Source organism: Aurantimonas sp. DM33-3 (assembly GCF_014334315.1).
GTDB classification, from domain to species: Bacteria; Pseudomonadota; Alphaproteobacteria; order Rhizobiales; family Rhizobiaceae; genus Aurantimonas; species Aurantimonas coralicida.
On the sequence record NZ_JACSGS010000004.1, the window covers coordinates 22,112 to 43,655 of the forward strand.

Annotated in this window: 18 protein-coding genes; 11 read left to right on the forward strand and 7 right to left on the reverse strand. The window is 67.1% G+C overall.

What is annotated here, in order from left to right:
• Window positions 1-205: 205 nt before the first annotated feature.
• The 6 genes from H9Q09_RS07030 to H9Q09_RS07055 all read left to right on the forward strand — a co-directional run bounded on the left by H9Q09_RS07030 (window position 206) and on the right by H9Q09_RS07055 (window position 8,192).
• Complete coding sequence (locus H9Q09_RS07030) at window positions 206-2,395, forward strand: anthranilate synthase (RefSeq protein WP_187390483.1); 2,190 nt, start codon at window positions 206-208, stop codon at window positions 2,393-2,395.
• A 22-nt stretch (window positions 2,396-2,417) separates the two neighbouring features.
• Entirely contained in the window at window positions 2,418-3,323 is a 906-nt protein-coding gene (locus tag H9Q09_RS07035; protein ID WP_024350389.1) for a cation diffusion facilitator family transporter, read from the forward strand.
• Window positions 3,324-3,480: 157 nt separating this feature from the next.
• On the forward strand, window positions 3,481-4,578 hold the full coding sequence (locus H9Q09_RS07040) for a histidine kinase dimerization/phosphoacceptor domain -containing protein (protein ID WP_051141563.1): 1,098 nt from the start codon (window positions 3,481-3,483) through the stop codon (window positions 4,576-4,578).
• Between the two features lie 347 nt (window positions 4,579-4,925).
• Complete coding sequence (leuA, locus tag H9Q09_RS07045) at window positions 4,926-6,674, forward strand: 2-isopropylmalate synthase (RefSeq protein ID WP_029703031.1); 1,749 nt, start codon at window positions 4,926-4,928, stop codon at window positions 6,672-6,674.
• The gene (locus H9Q09_RS07050; RefSeq protein WP_187390484.1) at window positions 6,674-7,489 is read left to right on the forward strand and encodes an alpha/beta fold hydrolase; all 816 of its coding nucleotides are present in this window, start codon (window positions 6,674-6,676) and stop codon (window positions 7,487-7,489) included. The genes leuA and H9Q09_RS07050 overlap by 1 nt, the downstream gene beginning before the upstream one ends.
• 85 nt (window positions 7,490-7,574) lie before the next feature.
• The gene (locus H9Q09_RS07055; protein ID WP_187390485.1) at window positions 7,575-8,192 is read left to right on the forward strand and encodes a hypothetical protein; all 618 of its coding nucleotides are present in this window, start codon (window positions 7,575-7,577) and stop codon (window positions 8,190-8,192) included.
• On the opposite strand, the gene H9Q09_RS07060 is transcribed toward H9Q09_RS07055, so the two are convergent.
• The gene (locus H9Q09_RS07060; RefSeq protein WP_024350394.1) at window positions 8,193-9,143 is read right to left on the reverse strand and encodes a metallophosphoesterase; all 951 of its coding nucleotides are present in this window, start codon (window positions 9,141-9,143) and stop codon (window positions 8,193-8,195) included. It lies immediately after the preceding gene.
• A 58-nt stretch (window positions 9,144-9,201) separates the two neighbouring features.
• On the opposite strand from H9Q09_RS07060, the gene H9Q09_RS07065 reads away from it, so the two are divergent.
• The gene (locus H9Q09_RS07065; RefSeq protein ID WP_024350395.1) at window positions 9,202-9,663 is read left to right on the forward strand and encodes an NUDIX domain-containing protein; all 462 of its coding nucleotides are present in this window, start codon (window positions 9,202-9,204) and stop codon (window positions 9,661-9,663) included.
• Here H9Q09_RS07065 and H9Q09_RS07070 read toward each other — a convergent pair.
• Window positions 9,654-10,646: a glutathione S-transferase family protein gene (locus tag H9Q09_RS07070; protein ID WP_024350396.1), complete on the reverse strand. Its 993-nt coding sequence runs from the start codon at window positions 10,644-10,646 to the stop codon at window positions 9,654-9,656. The two genes, H9Q09_RS07065 and H9Q09_RS07070, sit on opposite strands and share 10 nt — an antisense overlap.
• 59 nt (window positions 10,647-10,705) lie before the next feature.
• Between H9Q09_RS07070 and H9Q09_RS07075 the strand changes: the two genes are divergently transcribed.
• Genes H9Q09_RS07075 through H9Q09_RS07085 form a run of 3 tightly spaced genes read left to right on the forward strand, consistent with a single transcriptional unit; the run spans window position 10,706 to window position 12,550 of the window.
• Complete coding sequence (locus tag H9Q09_RS07075) at window positions 10,706-11,533, forward strand: N-acetyltransferase (protein ID WP_306302717.1); 828 nt, start codon at window positions 10,706-10,708, stop codon at window positions 11,531-11,533.
• Window positions 11,534-11,565: 32 nt separating this feature from the next.
• Window positions 11,566-12,144, forward strand: a complete 579-nt coding sequence (locus H9Q09_RS07080) for a hypothetical protein (protein WP_187390486.1) — start codon at window positions 11,566-11,568, stop codon at window positions 12,142-12,144.
• Window positions 12,137-12,550: a hypothetical protein gene (locus tag H9Q09_RS07085; RefSeq protein ID WP_187390487.1), complete on the forward strand. Its 414-nt coding sequence runs from the start codon at window positions 12,137-12,139 to the stop codon at window positions 12,548-12,550. Before H9Q09_RS07080 ends, H9Q09_RS07085 begins: the two co-directional genes overlap by 8 nt.
• A 192-nt stretch (window positions 12,551-12,742) precedes the next feature.
• On the opposite strand, the gene H9Q09_RS07090 is transcribed toward H9Q09_RS07085, so the two are convergent.
• On the reverse strand, window positions 12,743-13,126 hold the full coding sequence (locus H9Q09_RS07090; RefSeq protein WP_187390488.1) for a helix-turn-helix domain-containing protein: 384 nt from the start codon (window positions 13,124-13,126) through the stop codon (window positions 12,743-12,745).
• Window positions 13,127-13,234: 108 nt separating this feature from the next.
• On the opposite strand from H9Q09_RS07090, the gene H9Q09_RS07095 reads away from it, so the two are divergent.
• Window positions 13,235-14,245, forward strand: coding sequence for a zinc-binding alcohol dehydrogenase family protein (locus tag H9Q09_RS07095; protein ID WP_187390489.1), 1,011 nt, complete (start codon window positions 13,235-13,237; stop codon window positions 14,243-14,245).
• Window positions 14,246-14,390: 145 nt separating this feature from the next.
• Here H9Q09_RS07095 and H9Q09_RS07100 read toward each other — a convergent pair whose 3' ends face one another.
• The 4 genes from H9Q09_RS07100 to H9Q09_RS07115 form a co-directional block, all read right to left on the reverse strand.
• On the reverse strand, window positions 14,391-15,581 hold the full coding sequence (locus tag H9Q09_RS07100; RefSeq protein WP_187390490.1) for a D-alanyl-D-alanine carboxypeptidase: 1,191 nt from the start codon (window positions 15,579-15,581) through the stop codon (window positions 14,391-14,393).
• Between the two features lie 89 nt (window positions 15,582-15,670).
• Window positions 15,671-17,752: a hypothetical protein gene (locus H9Q09_RS07105; RefSeq protein ID WP_187390491.1), complete on the reverse strand. Its 2,082-nt coding sequence runs from the start codon at window positions 17,750-17,752 to the stop codon at window positions 15,671-15,673.
• On the reverse strand, window positions 17,749-20,616 hold the full coding sequence (locus H9Q09_RS07110) for a DUF4159 domain-containing protein (RefSeq protein WP_187390492.1): 2,868 nt from the start codon (window positions 20,614-20,616) through the stop codon (window positions 17,749-17,751). Before H9Q09_RS07110 ends, H9Q09_RS07105 begins: the two co-directional genes overlap by 4 nt.
• Window positions 20,613-21,539 carry a DUF58 domain-containing protein gene (locus tag H9Q09_RS07115; RefSeq protein WP_024350405.1) on the reverse strand — a complete coding sequence of 309 codons (927 nt, stop codon included), beginning with the start codon at window positions 21,537-21,539 and terminating at the stop codon, window positions 20,613-20,615. The genes H9Q09_RS07110 and H9Q09_RS07115 overlap by 4 nt, the downstream gene beginning before the upstream one ends.
• Between the last annotated feature and the right edge of the window lie 5 nt (window positions 21,540-21,544).

Here is a 21,544-nt window from a genome sequence, read left to right on the forward strand (position 1 = left end):
GGGGCCGGGTCGTCTATCCGATTCCCATGGACACGATGATCTCTGCAAAGAACTGGTGGTGGGCTCGCTGATAGCGGCCGGACCATCACGCATGTGATCAGTACCTCAAGGCCGCCTCGGATCATCCGGCGGCCTTTTTGCTATGTCGCCGGGGGTCCGGGCACGAGACCCGCAACGAGCTTGTCGCAAGACCCGGAGAAGATTCATGGTGACCGAACAGACCGAAGACGGACGGGAACGGTATGTGACCGCCGGAGGCATCGCCATCACCCGCAGCCGGCAGGCCGTGGCGTATGAAGGCGCGATCGAGCCCTATTTCGACTGGCTCGACACGCGCCGCGGGGCGGTCCTGTTCTCCAACTACGAATATCCCGGCCGCTACACGCGCCAGGACGTCGCCTTCGTCGATCCGCCGCTGGTCATCTCGTCGGACAGGCGTGACATGCGCATCGAGGCGCTGAACCCGCGCGGCCGTGTGCTGCTCGGCTTCATAGACGCGGCGCTGGCTGGCAATGACGACATCGCGAGCCGCACGCGTAGCGACGACATCATCGACCTGACCATCGTCGAGCCGACCGCGGCGGTGACGGAGGAAGAGCGTTCGCGCATGCCGAGCGTCTTCTCGGTGCTGCGGACCATCGTGTCGCTGTTCCGCTCCGAAGAGGGGCGCGAGCTCGGCCTCTACGGCGCCTTCGGCTACGATCTCGCCTATCAGTTCGAGCCGGTGCCGGAAGTGCTGGAGCGCGATGCCGAGCGCCGCGACCTGGTGCTGTACCTGCCCGACGAGCTGCTCGAGGTCGACCACTATTCGGCCTCGGCGTTCCGGACCCGCTACGACTTCGCCATGGACGGCGCCTCGACGGAAGGTCTGGAAGGCGGCGGGCCGGATGCGCCCTTCGCGCCCTCGGACCGGATCCCGCCCCGCGGCGACCACAAGCCGGGCGAATATGCCGACCTCGTGCGCTCCGCCAAGGAGAAGTTCATGCGCGGCGATCTCTTCGAGGTCGTGCCCGGGCAGGTCTTCTACGAGCGTGCCGAGCACAGGCCGTCGGAGATCTCGCGCCGGCTCAAGGCGGTGAATCCGTCGCCCTATTCCTTCTTCGTCAATCTCGGGTCGAACGAGTTCCTGATCGGCGCCTCGCCGGAGATGTTCGTGCGGGTCAACGGTCGCCGGGTCGAGACCTGCCCGATCTCCGGCACGATCAAGCGCGGCGACGATGCCATCGCCGATTCCGAGCAGATCCTGAAGCTCCTGAACTCCAAGAAGGACGAGTCGGAGCTGACCATGTGTTCCGACGTCGACCGCAACGACAAGAGCCGGGTCTGCGATCCGGGCTCGGTCCGGGTGATCGGCCGGCGCCAGATCGAGATGTATTCGCGCCTGATCCATACGGTCGATCACATCGAGGGCCGGCTGCGCGACGGCATGGACGCCTTCGACGCCTTCCTTTCCCACGCCTGGGCCGTGACCGTGACCGGCGCGCCGAAGCTGTGGGCCATGCGCTTCATCGAGAACAACGAGAAGAGCCCGCGCGCCTGGTATGGCGGCGCCGTCGGCATGGTGCATTTCAACGGCGACATGAATACCGGCCTGACCCTGCGCACGATCCGTCTGAAGGACGGCATCGCCGAAGTGCGGGCCGGCGCGACGCTGCTCTACGATTCGAACCCCGAGGACGAAGAAGCCGAGACCGAACTGAAGGCCTCGGCTCTGATCGGCGCCATCCGCGAGGCGGGCGCGCCCGATCCGGCCGCCGCCAAGCGCGATTCCGCCAAGGTGGGGGAGGGGCTGCGCATCCTCCTCGTCGATCACGAGGATTCCTTCGTCCATACGCTGGCGAACTATTTCCGCCAGACCGGCGCCGAGGTCTCGACGGTCCGCACGCCGGTGCCGGCCGAGATCTTCGAGCGGATCGCACCGGATCTGGTGGTGCTGTCGCCGGGACCGGGCAATCCGTCCGACTTCGATTGCAAGGGCACCATTGCCCGGGCGCGCGAGCACGGCGCGGCGATCTTCGGCGTCTGCCTCGGTCTCCAGGCCCTGGCCGAAGCCTATGGCGGCACACTGCGGACGCTGCACATGCCGGTGCACGGCAAGCCGTCGCGCATCCGCATTTCCGATCCTGGCATCATCTTCGCCGGCCTGCCGGCAGAGGTCACCGTCGGGCGCTACCACTCGATCTTCGCCGATCCCGTCCGTCTGCCCAAGGACTTCAACGTGACCGCCGAGACGGAGGACGGCATCGTCATGGCCTTCGAGCACCGGACCGAACCGGTCGCGGCCGTGCAGTTTCATCCGGAGAGCATCATGAGCCTGGGCGGCGATGCCGGCATGCGGATGATCGAGAACATCGTCGCGGCACTTCCGCGCCGGGCCCGCGAACAGGCGGCCTGACACGGTGAGCGGCGGGTCGGAGATGGCGGCGGGTGCTGGTGCCCCGCTGGTGAAGCGCATTGCCATGGCGTCGGTCGCCGTGGCGGTGATCGTGCTTGCGATCAAATACGCCGCTTACCGGATGACCGGGTCGGTCGCGCTGTTCTCCGACGCGCTGGAATCCATCGTCAACGTCGTCGCCGGCCTGATCGCGCTCTGGGCGGTCACGCTGAGCTACAAGCCGGCCGACAGCGACCACCCCTTCGGTCACACCAAGGCGGAATATCTGTCCGCGGTGATCGAGGGCGTGCTGATCGTTCTGGCGGCGCTGCTCATCCTGCGCGAGGCATGGCAGGCCTATCTGGTGCCGCGGGCGATGGAGGAGCCGCTGATCGGCATCGCCATCAATGCCGCGGCAACGACCATCAATGCCGTCTGGGCGACCTATCTGATCCGCCAGGGCGCCGCCCGGCGCTCGCCCGCGCTTGCGGCGGACGGGCGCCACATCATGGCGGATGTCGTAACCTCCGTCGGCGTCATCGGCGGCTTGCTGATCGCCACCAGCACCGGCTGGACGATCCTCGATCCGCTAATGGCGGCCCTCGTCGCCCTGAATATCCTGCGCGAAGGGTATCTCGTGGTCATGAGCTCGCTGTCCGGGCTGATGGACCGTGCGATCGACCCGGAGGAGGAGGCCACCGTCCGCGACATCATCTCCTCGCATGCGGATGGAGCGCTCGAAGTTCACGATCTGAAGACACGGCTGGCCGGCCGGGCGATCTTCATCGAGTTTCACATGGTCGTGCCGGAAACCATGACCGTCGGCATTGCCCATGAAATCTGCGATCGCATCGAGGATGCGCTGCAGGTGGCCTTCGACGGGGCCCGGGTGTCGATCCATGTCGAGCCGGAAGGCGAGGCCAAGCAGACGGGCGTACCGGTTCTCTGACCCCGCCGGCTCGCCAAGGCTCTGAGATCAGGGGCAGCCCCTTGAAATCAAACGACGATTGCTTGCCATTTCCCGCCGCAGCGGCAATAGCTGGCGGCGGAAGGGACGCTGGAGTCGTGACGGGTTCGCGGCGCACTGCAACTGGACGGGGATCACCATGGGGGTCGACATCGGCGCGCCGCGCGGCAGGGCCAATCTCGCCGGCCTGAACGGCGTGCAGGCGTTTCTCATCGCCATCTCCTGGCGCGAGAGGCCGGTGCTTCGCTGGGTCTTCGCCATCGTGGCGATCGGGCTCGCCTTCTGGGTCCGCTACGGGCTGGACGAGCAATTGCCGGCCGGCTTCCCGTATCTGTCGTTCTTCCCGGCCGTCATCATCACGACCTTCCTCGCCGGCACGGCGCCGGGAGCGCTGGTCGGTCTCCTTGGCGGCCTGTCGGCCTGGTACTTCTTCATTCCGCCCTTCGATTCCTTCCTGCTCACCGGCGGTTCGCTGCTGGCGCTGGTCTTCTACGTCTTCATCGTGACGGTCGACATCGTGCTGATCCACTGGATGCACGTCGCGCTCGACCGGCTGACCGTCGAGAAGGAGGCGACCGCCCGCTACGCAAACGAGCGCGACCTCCTGTTCCGCGAGCTCCAGCACCGGGTCTCCAACAATCTCGCCGTGGTGTCGGCGCTCTTGAACACCCAGGCGCGCGTGTCCTCCTCCGCCGAGGCGACAGCCGCCCTGCAGCAGGCCTCCGCCCGCATTGGCCTCGTGTCGAAGATCCAGCGCCAGCTCCACGATCCGAGCCGCCAGAGCCTCGACATGGCGCCCTATCTGGCGCAGCTCGGGCCGGACCTCCTGGCGGCATCGGGGGTGACCAACGTCACCTATCTGACCGATGTCGCGCCCACCGAGGTGGATGCCGAGACGGCCGTGCCGCTGGCGCTGATCGTGACCGAACTGATCTCCAACGCGATCGAGCATGGCTGCGCCGACGGCCGGCCGGGCACCATCCGGGTCTCGCTTCGCCGCGAGGACATGGCGGGCACTGCGGGCGAGGGCTGGACCCAGCGGCTGCAGGTCGCCGACGACGGGCCCGGCTGGCCGGACGGCTTTTCCATTGCCGCGTCCCGCAATCTCGGCATGCGCATCGTCGCCTCTCTGACCCAGCAGATCGGCGGACGCTTCGAGACGTCGAACGACGGCGGCGCGGTGGCGACGCTCGTCTTCGAGGCGCGGCCGGCCTTCGCGCAAGCGCCGGCGGACTGAGCGGGCGCCCGCGACTGTTGCATTTTCGGCTTGCCATCGACGGATTTGCGGCTACTCTTCGCCGCATGAACGCGACGCCATCCACTTTCGGCATGATCGCGGCCCAGAGCCGGGCCGGCGATGCCGCGCGTCCGCTCTCGCTTCTACGCCTTCTCCTTCTTAGCTGCGGCCGTCGGACCCGTTGACCTGAAGGGGGCGTCCGGCGGTCGAGCCGGCACTGTGGTCCGACCCGGCCCGCGCGCTCAGCCCCTCTCGCTTTACAAGACGGTTCCAATTGCCGATGACCGGCCAGATGCGCGCGAAGCCGCCGCAGCCGTCATCCGCCCAGCGATCAAGGTGCGAAGACCATGTCCGTTACACCCGCCACCCGTTCGGCCGCAGACGTCCGGCAGGCGCCGCCCGAAACGGCCGAGCGCCGCGGCACGATGCCGTTGGCCTCCCGCAAGTACCAGCCCTATGGCCAGGTCGATCTGCCTGACCGGACATGGCCGTCCAAGACCATCACCGAGCCGCCGATCTGGTGCTCGGTGGACCTGCGCGACGGCAACCAGGCACTGGTCGATCCGATGGGACAGGACCGCAAGGCCCGGTTCTTCGCGCTCCTGAAGGCGATGAACTTCAAGGAGATCGAGATCGGTTTCCCGTCCGCCTCGCAGACCGATTTCGACTTCGTGCGCTGGTGCATCGAGGAGGGCGAGACACCTGACGACGTGTCGCTGCAGGTGCTGGTGCAGTGCCGGCCTGAGCTGATCTCGCGCACCTTCGAGTCGCTGGAGGGGTCGCACCGGCCGATCGTGCATTTCTACAATTCCACCAGCGAATTGCAGCGCCGCGTCGTGTTCCAGAAGGATCGCGCCGGCATTCGCGAGATCGCTACTGACGCCGCCAAGATGGTCGTCGACATGGCGGCCAAAGCCGGCGGCGGCTACCGCTTCCAGTATTCGCCGGAAAGCTTCACCGGGACCGAGCTCGATTTCGCCGTCGAGATCTGCAACGCGGTCGCCGAGATCGTCCAGCCGACGCCGGACAACAAACTGATCCTCAACCTGCCGGCGACGGTCGAGATGTCGACGCCGAACATCCATGCCGACCAGATGGAATGGATGTGCCGCAATCTCGACAATCGTGACAGCCTGATTGTTTCGCTGCATCCCCACAACGACCGCGGCACCGCGGTCGCGGCGACGGAGCTGGGCCTGATGGCCGGGGCGGACCGGGTCGAGGGCACGCTGTTCGGCAATGGCGAGCGCACCGGCAATGTCGATCTCGTCACCCTGGCGCTGAACATGTTCACGCAAGGGGTGGATCCGGGTCTCGACGTCTCCGACATCAACCACATCAAGGAAATCTTCGAGTACTGCAACCAGATGACGATCCACGAGCGTCATCCCTATGTGGGCGAACTGGTCTACACGGCCTTCTCCGGGTCGCATCAGGACGCGATCAACAAGGGCATGAAGGCCCGCAAGGTCGCCAACAAGGAATTGTGGGAAGTCCCGTATCTGCCGATCGATCCGAAGGATGTCGGCCGGTCCTACGAGGCGATCATCCGCATCAACTCGCAGTCGGGCAAGGGCGGCATCGCCTATGTGCTGCAGGCCGATTACGGCCTCAACCTGCCGCGCAACCTGCAGGTGGAGTTCCGCGAGGATATCCAGCACATCACCGACGAGGAAGGCCGCGAGCTGCCGGTCAAGCGCATCTACGAGCGCTTCATCGAGCGTTATGTCGAGCAGCCCGACGGCCGCATCCGCTTCGTCGAACACACCACCCGGCCGAGCGCGAACGTGAAGGGCGAGCGGATCGTCGAGGCGACCATCCTCGACAATGGCGTGGAGACCACGATCGAGGGGATCGGAACCGGGCCGATCGACGGGTTCGTCAACGCCCTCTGCCGCCATCTGGGGCTGGAGTTCTCGGTGTTCGACTATTCGGAACACTCGCTGGGAGCTGGCTCCGATGCGGGCGCCATCTGCTACATGGAAGTGCAGCACGAGGGCGGACGGCTGTTCGGCGTCGGCATGAACAAGAACATCGTCACGGCTTCGCTCGAAGCGCTGGTCGCCGCGGCGAACCGCCTCTTGGCGTCGCGCTGATGGGCGACGCCGAAGCACCGCGCCTGTTTGCCACCGAACAGGGCGGCGAAGCCGGCGGTACAGCGCGGCCCGTCGTGCTGCTGCACGGCTTCGACGGTCGGGCGGCCGTGTGGGAGGCGCTGCAACGGCGCCTCGCCACTCCGCAGCGGCGGATTCTCGCCTTCGACCTGCCGGGCCATGGCCGGTCGCGGGACTATCCCGGCTTCGGTCCGCCCAAAGTGGCGGCGCGGGCGGTGATCGCCGAGATGGCGGCGCGGGGCATCGCCTCCGCCCATTTCGTCGGCCATTCGATGGGCGGCGCCATCGCCTGCCTCGTCAGCCTGTTCGCAACGGACCGCGTGGCCTCGCTGACGCTGCTTGCCCCGGGCGGATTTGGTCCGGAGATCGGCAGCGACCTGATCGCAGCGGTGATGACGGCCGAGGGCGCCGAGGCGGTCCGCACGTCGCTTGGCGCGATGGGCGCCCCGGACTGGCAGCCGGACAGCGAGACGGCCGCCGCGATCGCCGCCGCCCGCACGCCAGAGGACCGCGCCGCGGTCGCGCAGATGTTCGATCTCCTGTTCACGGCCAGGGATGGCGGCGGGGGCGGGACGCAGGGCGTTCTGCCGCTCGAGACCATCGCGGCGAGCGGCGTGCCGATCTCGCTCGTGTGGGGTACGGAGGATCCGGTCACGCCGTTTGCGCAGGGCGCCGAGGCGCCGCCAGGCTTCGCCGTGACCGCGCTGACCGGACACGGCCACATGCTGATGCTGGAGGCGGAAGACGCCTGCGAGAGCGCGATTCTGGCGTCGATCGAGCGGGTCGATGGCGCCTGAGCCGGAGCGTCACGCAGTTTCTTCCAATCGCGATTCCGAATATGATAAACCCCCAGTTAACGAATTGGATTCGAGGCGACGATCGATGGGCGAAGGCAAGGACAATGTCGCGACCCTGATGGGGACGAAGCGACTGGCCGATGCCGTGCGACAGGCCAAGATCGCTGCTGCGCAGCGCTCGGACGTCGTCGTCGATGTCCGCGAGGCCGATCGCGCGCGGCTCGAAATCCTGCAGGAAGAGCTGCAGCCGCTGATCGACGAACTGCCGGCGGGCGAGGACATGTTCGACTTCACCCTGTCGGGCGGCGCCCATGCGCGGCTGTGGATCGACGGCACCGCCAACGTCGTCATGGCCCGCGACCGGCGCACCTATCGGCTCGTCCGTGAAACGCGCCTCGGCCGGGTGACGCTGGTCGAATCCACCGAAGCGCGGATCATTGCCGATCGGGTGACGGACTACGTCGCCGAGCGGATCGTGGAGCGCGACAAGGCTTTCGCGGTCAACGACGAGCTGAACGAGCGGATCGCCAAGCCGGCGCATCCGGTTCGCCGCACCAACGAGGCGCCGCTGCGCCAGCCGGAGCCGCAGCGCTCGCGTTCGACCGAGTTCGTCATCGCGGCCGTCTGGCTGATGATCGGCGTCGTCGTCGGCGCCGGCCTGTTGCTGGCGATTTCGTCCTATCTCGGCGTCTCCGTCGGCTGATCAGGCCGCCGGCCGCGAATCCTCGCGCGAGGTCGTGTTGACGGCGCGCCCGTCGGTCAGCAGTTCGCGCTGGCGTACCCAGCCGATGCCCGGACGCTCTTCACGGGCGCCGCGTTCGCGCTGGATCAGCGACCATTTTCCCGGCTCGCCGTCGATCTCGAACAGATTGTAGCGCGAGGCCGGATGCGAGCTGCCGGGGGCCTGGCTCGCCGACGGCACGCCGACCACAGGCACCATGCCCTGCGGCCCCTTCAGCCAATGCAGCGTATCGAGATGGGTGTGGCCGTGCAGCACGAGCTCGGCGCCCATCTCGTGGATCACCTTCGAGAAGAACTGCTTGCCGATCAACCGTTTGTGCCACGCCGTCGAGCCGGAGATCGGCGGATGGTGGATCAGCACCACGCGAAACTGGCCATGCGCGCCGGCGTGCTCGAGCTGCTTGGCCAGCGCCATCGCCTGGCGCCGGCGGAACGTGCCGGTGGCGAAGAACGGCGCCGTCGCTTCGGCGGTCGAGACGCCGAAGATCGCGACGGGACCACGGACCCGCACATAGGGGAACGAGTTGCCGATGGCGTTCAGCGGATTGTCGCCAATCATGTACTCGTACCATTCCCGGTAGGACCGCTTCAGCGCGCCGGGGACATAGGCGTCGTGATTGCCTGGCACCACGGAGACGTCGTGCGGCTTGCCGAGTTCCTCGAGCCAGATGCGAGCCGCCATGGTCTCGACCTTGGTCGCCAGATTGACGAGGTCGCCGGTGACGGCGATGTGGTCCGGTGCTTCCTGCTGCAGGTCCTGGATGAGGTTGGCGAGCGTGTCGCCGAACATCACCCTGCGGCGATTGCGATGCCAGTTGACGTAGCCGGTCACACGCTTCGACGCGAGTTCGCGGATCGACAATTCAGGCAATGGACCGAGATGGATATCGGAGAGATGGGCAAGACGAAACATGCCTGTCATCCTAGGTGAGGAGAGACGGATTGCTAGGGTTGGCGAACGAAGGACGGCGATGCGTTTCGAGAAACTGATGGTACGCATCCTGCACGGCGTGCATGTGGTGGCCCGGCCCATGACCCTCGGCGTCCGCGGTTTCGTCTTCGATGACGCGGGGCGGATCTGCCTCGTGCGGCACACCTATGTCTCCGGCTGGTACCTGCCCGGCGGCGGGGTCGATCCCGGTGAGACGGCGGCCGAGGCGATGACGCGCGAGGTGCGAGAGGAGGCGGGGATCGTGCTTCTGGACGAGCCGGAGCTGGTCTCGGCCCATTTCAACCGCAATGCCTCCAACCGCGACCACGTGCTGCTCTATCGCTGCGGCGCGTTCCGGCGCGAGGCGAACCACAAGCCGGGCGCCGAGATCGCCGAGATGGGGTTCTTCGCGCCAGGCGAGCTGCCGGATGGCACCACCAACGCAACCCGGCGCCGTCTCGCCGAACTGGCCGGCGAGACGGCGCGCGATCCCTATTGGTGAACGGCCAGCCGCTCGCGCCCATGCGGCACGGTGAGATCCTGCTTCGGACCGACGGGGATGATGCCGGTCGGATTGATCGTTGCATGGCTGGAATAGTAGTGGCCCTTGATATGGTCGAAATCGACCGTCTCGGCCACACCCGGAACCTGATAGAGTTCAAGCATGTATTTGAAGAGGTTCGGGTAGTCCCTGATCTGCTGAAGATTGCATTTGAAATGCCCGAAATAGACCGGGTCGAAGCGGATCAGCGTCGTGAACAACCGCCAGTCCGCCTCGGTCGGTGCGGCGCTGGCGACGAGGTAGCGCTGCTTCGACAGCAACGCCTCGAGCCGGTCGAGCGCATCGAACAACTGTTCGAAGGGCTTCTCGTAAGCCCGCTGCGTCGTCGCGAAACCGCATTTATAGACGCCGTTGTTGACGTGGTCGTAGACATCCGCGTTGATCGCGTCGATGTCGTCGCGCAGATCGTCGGGTGACAGGTCGACCGAGGCGTCGCCATAGGCGTCGAAGCCGCGGTTCAGGATGCGCAGAATTTCCGAGGATTCATTGTTGACGATGGTCCCGGTCTGCTTGTCCCAGAGGACCGGCACGGTCACCCGCCCGGTGTAGTGCGGGTCGGCTTCGAGGTAGATTTCATAGAGCCGCTTCTTGCCGAAGATCGGATCGGGAATTGCCCCGGGACGGTCGGAAAAGACCCAGCCTTCCTCGCCCATGTGGTAATCGACCACCGACAGGGAGATGACGTCCTCCAGCTTCTTCAGCTTGCGGGCGATCAGCGTGCGGTGGGCCCAAGGGCAGGCGAGGGAGACGTAGAGATGGTAGCGGCCGGGCTCGGCCTTGTAGCCGGTCTGGCCGTCCGGGCCGGGCGATCCGTCGGCGGTGATCCAGTCGCGAAAGCTCGTGGTCGAGCGCTGGAAGCTGCCGCCGGTCGATTTCGTATCGTACCATTTGTCCTGCCACTGGCCGTCTACGAGCAATCCCATTGGCGATCTCCTTCGGTTCGGGTTCGTCAGACTAACCGAAGTGGCCCCGGCGCGTTCCTGTGGCAGCCGCGACGCAGCGTCAACGCTCCGGCACCGATCGGCCGGAGGGGCCCGGCTGGACCTTGCCGGATCGCAGTGCTAACCGGATTGCCGGACTTGAGGAGTGCTCCGATGATCATCCGCCGACGACGACACAGGATCTGCGCGCACGCGCACTGACCGTCGTCGTTTGCCGGTATCCCGATCAGCCGATGGGAGCCCAGCGAGCGGCGCTGACGCCCGCCCGACCTGGAATGCCCCTCATGCTTGCCCTTTCCGACGTCCGGTATCTGCCGGAACATCCTGATCACCATGCCGCCATCGATGCCATTGCCGCAGAGGCGTTCGGCCCCGGTCGCTTCACCCGCGCCGCCGAGCGTGTTCGCGAGATGGCCCGCCATGCGCCGGCGCTCTCCTTCGTCGCCGAGCACGGTGGGGCGATCATCGGTTCGGTCCGGCTGACCCCGATCGCGATCGGTAACGCGCCGTCGCTGATGCTGGGGCCGCTCGCGGTCCGGCCGGCCTTCAAGAACCGTGGCGTCGGCAAGGCGCTGATGCAGCGCGCCGCTACGGCTGCCCGCGAGGCCGGCGAGAACTCGATCATCCTCGTCGGCGATCCGCCCTATTACGCGCCGCTCGGCTATCGACCCTTGCCGCGCGGCTCGGTGATCATGCCGGGCCCCGTCGATCTGGCCCGGCTCCTTGGCCTGGAGCTCGTCGACGGTGCGCTCGGCGGGGTGACGGGACATGTCGGCGCGCGGCGCCTCTTAGCGCTGTCCGGCAGGCTCGATGAACCACAGGCAAGCGCCGGATTGCGCCGAGCGGCAATCCGTCCTAAAATTCCGTAGGGGAATGCGGAAGGTTCGACGCAATGCCCGCCATGATCGACATAGTCGCGATATTGGTGACGATCCTGGCACCGCTGGTGCCGGCGATCCTGCTCTACAGGTCCGTCCCGTCCACCGGACAGGCGAGTGGCGCGCTGGCCGGCGTGAATTTCAAGCTCGGCGGCGCTGTCGCCGGCTATGTCGTGATCTTCCTCATCGCGATCCTGTTCCTGAAACCCCTGACGATCAGCTCGCCCCGCTACGAGATCGTCAAGATGCAGGGCACGGTCGAGATCGGCGGCGTCGCCGAGAACGAGCTCGACATGCGATCCTTCCGGATGAGTATCAGTCCGCGGCAATGGGGACAGGAAGGCACGGTCGGCCCCCAGTTGGTGCGGTGGACGGCGTCGGTTCCCAGGAAGATCAACCCCGACGGCAAATCCCCCTGGTTTTTCGACTATTTCGTCGTCTCCTACGATGGGCACCAGAGCAAGATGATCCCGGTCAATGGCGGGACCCTGCTGAGCGGGATCGACACGATCGACTACGGCAAGCAGGTCCTCGAGCCCGTGCGCCGGGGAAGAGCATCGGAGATCATCCTCAGCGAAGCGGGAGGCCGCGCGGATGATTGAGACCAGGACTTCTCGATCAGCGATTGCGCTGTGCCTGGCGCTTCCCGCCCTGGCGATCGCGCTCGCGATGAAACCCGTTCATGCCGGCGGCCTGTTCGGCGATCTGGTGGCGAGCGAGGCCGCCAATACCGGCGACGACGCATCCCCCAGGGCGCCGAGAAGCCGCGCAGGCAGGGAGAAGGCGCTGGCCGATCAGCTCATCAGCCTCTGTTCGGAGCCGGACACCTGCATGCAGGCCGTGACGAACGATTCCGGCTACTTCCAGTTCGATGACGTTCCGCCCGGAACCTACACCCTTGAGACCCTGGGGTCGGACGGGAGCGTTGTCAGCGGAAGCGTCGACGTCGAGGCGGACTCGATGCAAGGGTTGAAGATCGTGACCCCGTCTGCCGCCTCGAAGAGGTGAGAGACCGCGAAACGGGATCGCGGTGATCGCCGAGTGCGTTCGTCTCCCAAGCCGAAGGCGCGATCGGGGATCTGCCAGCGGCGCCATGCTCTGACATGTCCGCAAACCGCTTCGAGGAAGGCCACCGTCCGACCCGACGATTGCCCGTCGACTGCCTCCCCGCCGCGTGATCCGCGTACCGCCGGCCTCGGTTCACGCAGCCGCGTGTTCGGCGCGCGGTTCCAGCTTCTGCGGTTTGCCGTAGAGGCCGATATTGGCGTCGCCCCGCTGCTTCAGCGATCGCAGGATCGGCTCCATGCTGCGGCCGAGCGGCGTCAGGCTGTATTCGACCTTCGGCGGCACCTGCGCATAGACCTTGCGGTCGATGAGGCCGTCTTCCTCCATCTCCCGCAGCTGGTTCGTCAGCGTCCGCGGCGTGATGCTGACGAGATGCCGCTTCAGTTCGCCGAACCGCAACGTCCCGTCCAGCAGATGGAACAGGATCACCGACTTCCACTTGCCGTCGATCAGCCCGATGGCCGCCTCGACGGAGCAGCCGGGCGTGCAGTCGAACCGGGAATGCCGGATCTTCGCCATGGTGGTATCCTTCTTGATACTAGTGGCGTCATTTGTGCGTATTGCTCTCATGCGAGCATAGGAACATCTTCGGCCCTGTTCAATCGGATGGTGTGACGGAGCAGGATGATGGAAGCGATTGCGTACAAGAATGCCGGAACGATCGATCGGCCGGACGCGCTGGTCGACGTGGAACTCGACCGCCCCGTTCCGGCCGGCCGCGATCTTCTCGTCGAGGTGCGTGCGATCTCGGTCAATCCGGTCGACCACAAGATCCGGGCAAATGTCGATCCGGACGGCGCGTGGAAGGTGCTGGGCTGGGACGCGGTGGGCCGTGTCGTCGAGGCCGGCGAATCCGTCGAGGGCTTCAAGGTCGGCGACGACGTCTACTATGCCGGATCGCTGGTGCGTCCCGGGGCCAACAGCCAGTTCCATCTCGTCGACGAGCGCATCGTCGGACACAAGCCGACCTCGCTCTCCGACGCCGAAGCGGCGGCGCTGCCGCTGACCGCGATCACGGCGTGGGAAATGCTGTTCGACCGGTTCGACCTGACCCGGCCGGTGCCGGGTTCGGCGAACGCCATCCTGATCATCGGCGGCGCCGGCGGTGTCGCGTCGATCGCCATTCAGCTGGTTCGGGCCCTGACCGACATGACGGTCATCGCCACGGCCTCGCGTCCCGAAACCCGCGACTGGGTCATGGATCTCGGCGCGCACCACGTCATCGATCACAGCAAGTCGCTGGCCGACGAGATCAGGGCCCTCGGCATCGGTGCGCCCGGCTTCGTCTTCTCGACCAACGGAACCGCCGACAATCTGGACGCGATCGCCGAGCTGATCGCGCCGCAGGGACATTTCGGCCTGATCGACGACCCCGAGGCCCTGAATGTCTCGGCGTTCAAGCAGAAATCCGTCTCCACCCACTGGGAGTTCATGTTCACGCGATCGATGTTCGAGACCGCCGACATGAACGAACAGGGCAAGCTGCTCGACAAGGTCGCCGAGCTGATCGACACCGGCAAGGTCCGCACGACGCTGGGCGAGGTGATGACGCCGATCAATGCCGAGACCCTGAAGGAAGCACACCGCAAGTCCGAAACCGGCCGGGCCAAGGGCAAGATCGTCCTCGAAGGCTTCTGACCGATTCGATTTAGATCGGCGGTCTCCCCGTCAGCGATCGCCCCGACCGGTCGGTTCACGTCTTCCGGTCGGGGCAGATTGGTCCATTACCCACGCGAATGCAGCGCTCGCACGATCGGGCCGTTCAGTGCACAGCCGGCTTTTGTCAGAAGCCGCGTTCGATGGCGGTGAGCAGGCGGAAGCGCAGCTTGCCGCCGCCGTTCAGCGAGATCACGAACCGCACGTCGCCGTGCCCTGCGGTCCTGGCGAAGCCCGCCAGCGTGCTGACGCCCGAGAAGGTGCCGGTCTTGTAGCGGGAGCCGGCGCGGGTCTTGCGCAGGAGCTCGGCGTGAGGGGCGAAATGGCCCAGCACGCGGGCAAGGCCGCGCGCCGTGAAGCTATTGTCGCGGCTGATGCCCGAGCCTTCCACCAGTTGCATCGCGTCGGGTACGTTATGCGCGGCGAAGATCTCGCGCGCGACACGGATCGATTTCTCGAGGCTGACCGGGCCGCCCTCGCGATGCGCGCCGATCTCCAGAAAGACCTGGTTGGCGATGTAGTTGTTCGAGCCGATCAGCATTTGCCGCAGGATTTCAGCAAGATCGCGCGACTGCTCGTGCACATAGACCGGTGTCATCCCGGCGGGGGCCGGCCCGAGCGATATGTCGCCCTCGATACTGCCGCCGGACCGCTCGATGAAGGCGGCAAGCAGCTCGCCGGCATAGCGGATGCCGATGCTCGGATCTTCCTGGGTCAGGCTGATCCGGCTGCGGCCGTTGGGGCCGCGCGCACGGAACTGGCTGATGGCGAGGGGCGTGATCGGCGTCTGCTCCTCGGCGGACCGGACCGTCTGGCCGTTGCGACGGGCGTTGATCGTGTTGAAGTTGACGGCGAGGGCCGAATTCAGCGCATCATAGGCTTCGTCGGTGGCCTCGATCCCCGGAATGCTAAGCTCGGCGGGATAGTAGCTCGCATCGACCACGATGCCGGTGAAGGACTCCGTGCCGGTTTCCTCGAGGAGCTTCGGCGCGAGCACGGCGAGTTCCTCGGAGACCAGGAACGGGTCGCCGCCGCCGCGCACATACAGGACCCTGTCGTCGCCGAGATAGAACTGCGTCTTGAAGCGGTAGTCGCCGCCAAGAACCTCCATCGCCAGCCACGCCGTGACGAGTTTGGCGACCGACGCAGGGACGAAGGGCTTGTCGGCGTTCTGGGCGAGCAGCTCGTTGCCGTCTTCGTCCAGCACGAACACCAGCCCGGACGGCGCGAGGGACGCGACCCTGTCCTTGACGTCAGCGGCGGTCTGGACTTGCAGCAGAAGCACCGCGAAGACCGTGGCAAGCAGGCGAGACCACATGGCGGCTCCAGCATGTTCGGCGTGTCGACGTGTTCCTCACACTAGAGGTGCCGATGCGTTAGGCAAGGCTCTCGACAGAGGCGCCAGTCTTACCGCCCTTCGCGATACCAGGTCGCCGACAGCGCCATGAGCAGCACGGCAAGGCCAAGGAAGCCGGCGAAGAGAGGCGTGCGGTCGACGCCGCGCAGCACCGTCTCGTCGGTGGTCTTCAGGCCGATCCAGTCGCGACCGTCGGCATTGGCGCGGCCGCTGACCGGCACGACCCGCGGGAATGATAATTCGCCGTCACCGTCGGCCACCCGGCGCACGCTGCCGCGGGTGGCATCCGAAAGCGGCTGCAGCTTGTCGCCGGTGGAGATGGCTTCGCGATATTCGCGCGGATTGACCGGACCGACATTGGCCAGCGCCCGCAGATCGTCGTTGGCCGCCTGGAACAGTCCGAGTTCTTCGGTCTCCAGCACGCCTTCGTAGCGGCCGGCACCCACCTCGTTCAGCGGCAGCGTCACCGCTCCGCCCGATGGCGTCAGGACGGTGGCAGGGCCGGGGGCATCGCCAATGGTCTGGCGCGTGACGACGAGGTCGGAACCGCGGGCCTCGGCGTCCAGCGCTTCTTCCTCCAGTTCCGGCTCCTTCATCAGCCAATGGGCGAGACGGCGGAACAGGGCGACATGCGGACCGCCGCCTTCGAAGCCGCGCGACCACAGCCATTCCTGATCGGACAGGAGAAGCGCGATGCGGCCTTCGCCGACCCGGTCCAGCACCAGGAGCGGCTTGCCGTCCGGCCCGTCCATCACGGTTTCGCCCTCCGGCTCGCTGACGTCGATCGAGCGGAACCAGCGGCTCCAGTCCGGCGGCTCGCTGGCCGAGCCGGGCAGGTTGCGCGTCACCGGATGCTTGCGGCCGATCTCCGAGATCTGCGGCCGGAAGGCACTCTGTTCGATGTCGCCCGTGGGCAGGGCCGGCAGGATCGATTGCAGCGGCGTGCGGGCGACGCTCTCCTGGCTGGCATATTCCGGGCCGGAGGCGATCAGCATCGCGCCGCCATTCTGCACATACTGGGCGATGTAGTCGAAATAGAGCGACGGCAGCACGCCGCGCTCCTGATAGCGGTCGAAGATGATCAGGTCGAAATCGTCGATCTTCTCGACGAAGAGCTCGCGCGTCGGGAAGGCGATGAGCGACAGCTGGTCGATCGGCGTGCCGTCCTGCTTTTCCGGCGGCCGCAGGATGGTGAAATGCACCAGATCGACGGCGGCGTCGGATTTCAGGAGATTGCGCCAGGTCCGTTCGCCGGCATGGGGTTCGCCCGAGACCAGCAGCACGCGCAGGTTCTCCCGGATACCGTCGACCACCGCGATCGCGCGGTTATTGACGGGGGTGATCTCGTTCGGGTCACGGGCGGCAACGAGTTCGAGGATGTTCTTGCCGGCGCGCGGCAGCTGGAAGACGAACTCCCCATCGCCGCCGGGGCGCACGCTCTCGCGGGAGATCAGGTCGCCATTCAGGAAGACCTGCACCTCGACCGGCCGGTCGGAAGCGGCCGGGCCGTCTTCCAGGACGCGGTAGCGCAGCCTCTGGTCCTCGTCGACCAGGCCGAAGCGCGGGCTGGTGGTAATCTCGATGCGCCGGTCGAATTCGTCCGGCTGACCGGTGATCAGACCATGCACCGGCGCGTCGAAGCCGAGTGCCTGGGCTTCGGCCGGAATGTCGTGGATCTGGCCGTCCGTCACCATGATGGCGCCGGCAACGCGGGCCGGCGCGACATCCTTGAGCGCGCCGGAGAGAGCGCCGAACAGGGCCGTGGTGGCGCCGTCGGTGGGTGAGGCGCCGGAGCGGGCCTCGACGGTGCGCACTTCGAATTCGGGATAGCGGGCAAGGCCCTCCTTCAGCGCCGCTTCCGTAGCGTCGGCCTGGGCGTTGCGCTCGCCTATGGTCTGGCTCTGGCTGCGGTCGACCACGAGGGCGACGACGCTCTTCAGCGGATCACGCTCTTCCTGCAGCACCACCGGATTCATGATCGCGAGCAGCAGCGCCGCAATGGCGAGGATGCGCACCAGCGCGCCGCGGATGCGCGCAACCACCAGCGCCAGCGCGAGCAGCACCGCCGGGACCGCGAGCAGGGCGATCACCGTCCAGGAAAAGAACGGCGCGAAATCGACCGACCAGTTCATTGGCCCAGCCTTTCCAGGAGCGCCGGCACATGCACCTGATCGGCCTTGTAGTTGCCGGTCAGCACGTACATCACGATGTTCACGCCCGCCCTATAGGCATATTCGCGCTGCGCGGGATCGGCGGAATCCGTCGGGAACAGGAACAGGCCCTGGCTGTCGACCGCCCAGGCGCTGGCGAAATCGTTCGATGTGATCATGATCGAGGAGACGCCGTCACCGCCGCGCGCCGGCCGCGCGCCGCCTTCGCCGTCGCGCACCAGCGATTCCACCCAGAGCTGGGAGCCGGTGTGGCGGCCGGGAAAGTCGTCCAGCATGTAGAAGGCCTTGGTCAGGACGTGGTCGGTCGGCACCGGGTCCAGCGGCGGCACGTCGAGATCGGCGAGGATCTCGCGCAGCCGGCGCTGTCCTGCCGAGACGTTGCCGCCGGACAGGCCGGAGATCGGATCGTCGGCCACGTCGAACAGCACCGTGCCTCCCTGCTTCATGTAGGCATCCATGCGCCCGATTGCGGTTTCGCTCGGCATCGGTGCACTGGCGTCGATCGGCCAGTAGATGATCGGGAAGAAGGCGAGTTCGTCGGTGGCGATGTCGACGCCCATCGGCTCGCCTGGCTCCAGCGCCGTCTTGGCGGTGATGAATTGCGACAGGCCGGACAGGCCCTGGCGCGAGATCTCGTCGGTCGCTTCGTCGCCGGTCAGCACATAGGCCAGATGCGTCGTCTCCGTCGCCCGGATCGCCCGTTCGACATCGACGTCGTCGTCCGCTGCCGGCTGACCGGATTGCGTCGGTGCCGGCTCCTGTGCGCGGGCATCCGGGACCGTGGCGACCAGTCCGATCACCGCAATCGCGAGGATCGAAGGGAGCGCGCCGGCACGGCCGCGCGAAAAGCTGTTGCCGATGCGGGTCGCCGCACCGTTCAGCCAGAGCAGGGCCAGCGCGTCGAGCGCGAAGAGGACAAGGGCGGCGGCAAACAGCCAGGGCGCCAGATCGACGGCATTCTCGCCGCCATAGCCGCGCGCCTCGACCGGCGCACCGAGATCCAGCGCAGGCAGCGGCTGCAATTCGGCGTCCGCCGGCAGGAGGTTGTGGGCGAGATAGCCTTCCTCGCTGCCATAGAGGCCCGGCGGGTTTTCGCGTGTCACCGGCTGGTCGCCATTGGCGACGGGCTGCAGCGGCTGGACGTCGGCTCCGGGGCTGGTAAGGCGGCCCTGACCGTCGAGCACGCGATAGGGCGGCAGGCTGTCGGCGGCGGTGCGGCCTTCGCTGGGGCCGGCACCCGCCCGCGACAGCGTCACGATCCGCCGCAGCATTTCCACGAAGGCACCGGAGATCGGCAGGTTCGACCAGGTCGCCTCGGCGGTGACGTGGAAGAGGACGATGGTGCCGGCCCCCACCGTCTCGGCGGTCACAAGCGGGGTACCGTCGGCAAGGCTCGCCCATGTCCGCTCGGACAAATCCGCCGCCGGCTCGGCGAGGATCTGGCGGGTCACGGTGACGTCTTCCGGCACGGCGATCCCGGCAAAGGGTTCGTCGTCGGGCATCGGCGCGATCTTCTGGGGCTCGGACCAAGACATGGCGCCGCCGAGCTGGCGTTCGCCCGTACGCAGGCGCACCGGCACCAGCGTGTCGTCGCCCGGCGCGGCGGCGAGGCGCGGGCCGGCAAAGCGCAGGAGATAGCCGCCATCCTCGACGAAGCCCTGCAGCGCCTCGCGGGCATTGTCGGGCAGAATGCCGATATCGGCAAGGACGATGACCGAGGGCCGCCGCGCGATCAGCGCCGGGATGGCCTCGGAGAGATTGGCGCTCTGCGGTCGCACGAGATCGGCAAAGGGCTCCAGCGCCCGGGTGATGTAGTAGAGCGGCGACAGCAGCGGCTGGGCGAGGTCAGAGGATTCGCCCGAGACCAGCGCGACCCGGCGGCGCCGGAAGCTGTCGTCGACCAGCCGAACCGCGCCGGCGGTCTCGGCGCCCTCGACCTCCAGCCGCGCGATGTCGTTGCGCAGTTCCACGGGGATCGCGAAGCGGGCTTCGGCACTGGCCGACCCGGCTGCGAAATCGAGGGACGTGCGACCGATCTCGCGCTCCTGCGCGTCGATCGCGCGAACGGCAAAGCTACGCGGTTCGGCCACCCCGGGGCGGACAGCCTGCACGACCAGCGCTTCCGTCGAATTGTCGGCGCCCGTGAGGCCGACGAGACCGCCAACCTCCGGCGCATAGACGATGGCCTGCGACGGGGCGAGGGCGGCAAGGCTGCGGCTGGCAGCGTCGGTTCCCTCGGCATCGAGACCGTCGGCGACGAAGGCCAGCGAGCCGACGCGGTTGCCCGCAAGCGCGGTCGCGATACGCTCGGCTGCGGCTGCCCGGTCGGTGGGGATGGGGCGCGGTGAAGCCGCGGCGAGGCGCTCCAGCGCGGCGTTGGCTTCGACGGGGGTCGCGTCGTCGGACTGGCCCTCGGCCGTGAAGGCGAGGGAGACAGGGCGCCCAGCTTCGCCGGCTTCGCGGATCAGCCCTTCGGCAGCCGTCCGCCGCACATCGAAATCGCCGCCGCTGGCCCAGCCATTGTCGACCAGCAGCGCCAACGGCCCGGTGCCGGTCAACTGGCCCTCGCGCGGATTGAGGGTCGGGGCGGCCAAGGCGAAGATGATCAGCGCGGCGAGCAGCAGGCGCAGCAACGTCAGCCACCATGGGCTCTTCGACGGCGTCTCCTCGCGCTTGAGCACCCGTTCGAGGATGCGCAGCGGCGGAAAGGTCTCCATCTGCGGCCGCGGCGGCGTCAGCTTCAAGAGCCACCAGATCGCCGGCAGTGCCAGAAGCCCGAACAGCACCAGTGGCGCACCGAACGAAAGGGCGAGCCCGCCGATCAAGCCGAGGCTCCCGCTACGCGCGGCGCGACGGCCTGCGGTGCGCCGCTCAGCCGCCCGTGGACGGCCACCAGGGCTTCGGAGGCCAGATGGTCGGTGCGGTGGGGTATGAAGCTCCAGCCAAGGCGGCGGCAATGCTCGGCGATGTGCTCGCGGCGCGCCCGGTAGACGGTGGCGTATTCCTCGCGCAGGGTCTCGGCACGTCCTGCCGTCAGCGTCGCGCCGGTCTCGGGATCGCGGAATTCGGTCCGGCCGGCATAGGGAAACATCTCCTCCGCCGGATCGGAGATCATCACGATGTGGCCGCGAATGCCGCGCCGGCCGAGCTGGTCGATGCGCGCCACCACCTCGTCGACCGGATCGAGAAGATCGCTGACGATGACCAGTTCGGTGAAACGCTTGAGCCGGTCGTCCGGCGGGAAGGGATCGTCGGGTCGCCGGGAGAGCAGCGCACCTGCGATCCGCTCGGCGGCATTGCGCGCGGAGATCGGATCGACGACGCCGGGATAGCCGATGCGCTCGCCCGAGCGCGACAGGATCTCGGCAAGGGCCAGGACGATGACCAATGCGCGCGATTCCTTGGAGACCTGGGCGGCACTCGACATGAAGCGCATGGACGGCGACGGGTCGGCCCACAGCCACACGGTCTGGGCAGCTTCCCACTCGCGGTCGCGCAGATAGACATGGTCGTCGCGGGCCGAGCGGCGCCAGTCGATGCGCGAGACCGGCTCGCCTTGCACGAAGGGCCGGAACTGCCAGAAATTCTCGCCGACGCCGCGCCGCCGACGGCCGTGCCAGCCGGCGATGACCGTCGACACCACGCGCCGTGCCTCGACCAGAAGGTCGGGCATCAAAGCGGCACGCTGACGCGAACGGGCCAGCGCGTCCGGTGCGGCGGTGAGGTCGACGGTGGAGCCGATCGGCATGCTGG

Excerpts from the sequence above, each read along its gene's own strand:
- H9Q09_RS07030 (WP_187390483.1), top strand. The coding sequence starts at position 206 with ATGGTGACCGAACAGACCGAAGACGGACGGGAACGGTATGTGACCGCC.
- H9Q09_RS07035 (WP_024350389.1), top strand. The coding sequence starts at position 2,418 with ATGGCGGCGGGTGCTGGTGCCCCGCTGGTGAAGCGCATTGCCATGGCG.
- H9Q09_RS07040 (WP_051141563.1), top strand. The coding sequence starts at position 3,481 with ATGGGGGTCGACATCGGCGCGCCGCGCGGCAGGGCCAATCTCGCCGGC.
- leuA (WP_029703031.1), top strand. The coding sequence starts at position 4,926 with ATGTCCGTTACACCCGCCACCCGTTCGGCCGCAGACGTCCGGCAGGCG.
- H9Q09_RS07050 (WP_187390484.1), top strand. The coding sequence starts at position 6,674 with ATGGGCGACGCCGAAGCACCGCGCCTGTTTGCCACCGAACAGGGCGGC.
- H9Q09_RS07055 (WP_187390485.1), top strand. The coding sequence starts at position 7,575 with ATGGGCGAAGGCAAGGACAATGTCGCGACCCTGATGGGGACGAAGCGA.
- H9Q09_RS07060 (WP_024350394.1), bottom strand. The coding sequence starts at position 9,143 with ATGTTTCGTCTTGCCCATCTCTCCGATATCCATCTCGGTCCATTGCCT.
- H9Q09_RS07065 (WP_024350395.1), top strand. The coding sequence starts at position 9,202 with ATGCGTTTCGAGAAACTGATGGTACGCATCCTGCACGGCGTGCATGTG.
- H9Q09_RS07070 (WP_024350396.1), bottom strand. The coding sequence starts at position 10,646 with ATGGGATTGCTCGTAGACGGCCAGTGGCAGGACAAATGGTACGATACG.
- H9Q09_RS07080 (WP_187390486.1), top strand. The coding sequence starts at position 11,566 with ATGATCGACATAGTCGCGATATTGGTGACGATCCTGGCACCGCTGGTG.
- H9Q09_RS07085 (WP_187390487.1), top strand. The coding sequence starts at position 12,137 with ATGATTGAGACCAGGACTTCTCGATCAGCGATTGCGCTGTGCCTGGCG.
- H9Q09_RS07090 (WP_187390488.1), bottom strand. The coding sequence starts at position 13,126 with ATGGCGAAGATCCGGCATTCCCGGTTCGACTGCACGCCCGGCTGCTCC.
- H9Q09_RS07095 (WP_187390489.1), top strand. The coding sequence starts at position 13,235 with ATGGAAGCGATTGCGTACAAGAATGCCGGAACGATCGATCGGCCGGAC.
- H9Q09_RS07100 (WP_187390490.1), bottom strand. The coding sequence starts at position 15,581 with ATGTGGTCTCGCCTGCTTGCCACGGTCTTCGCGGTGCTTCTGCTGCAA.
- H9Q09_RS07105 (WP_187390491.1), bottom strand. The coding sequence starts at position 17,752 with ATGAACTGGTCGGTCGATTTCGCGCCGTTCTTTTCCTGGACGGTGATC.
- H9Q09_RS07115 (WP_024350405.1), bottom strand. The coding sequence starts at position 21,539 with ATGCCGATCGGCTCCACCGTCGACCTCACCGCCGCACCGGACGCGCTG.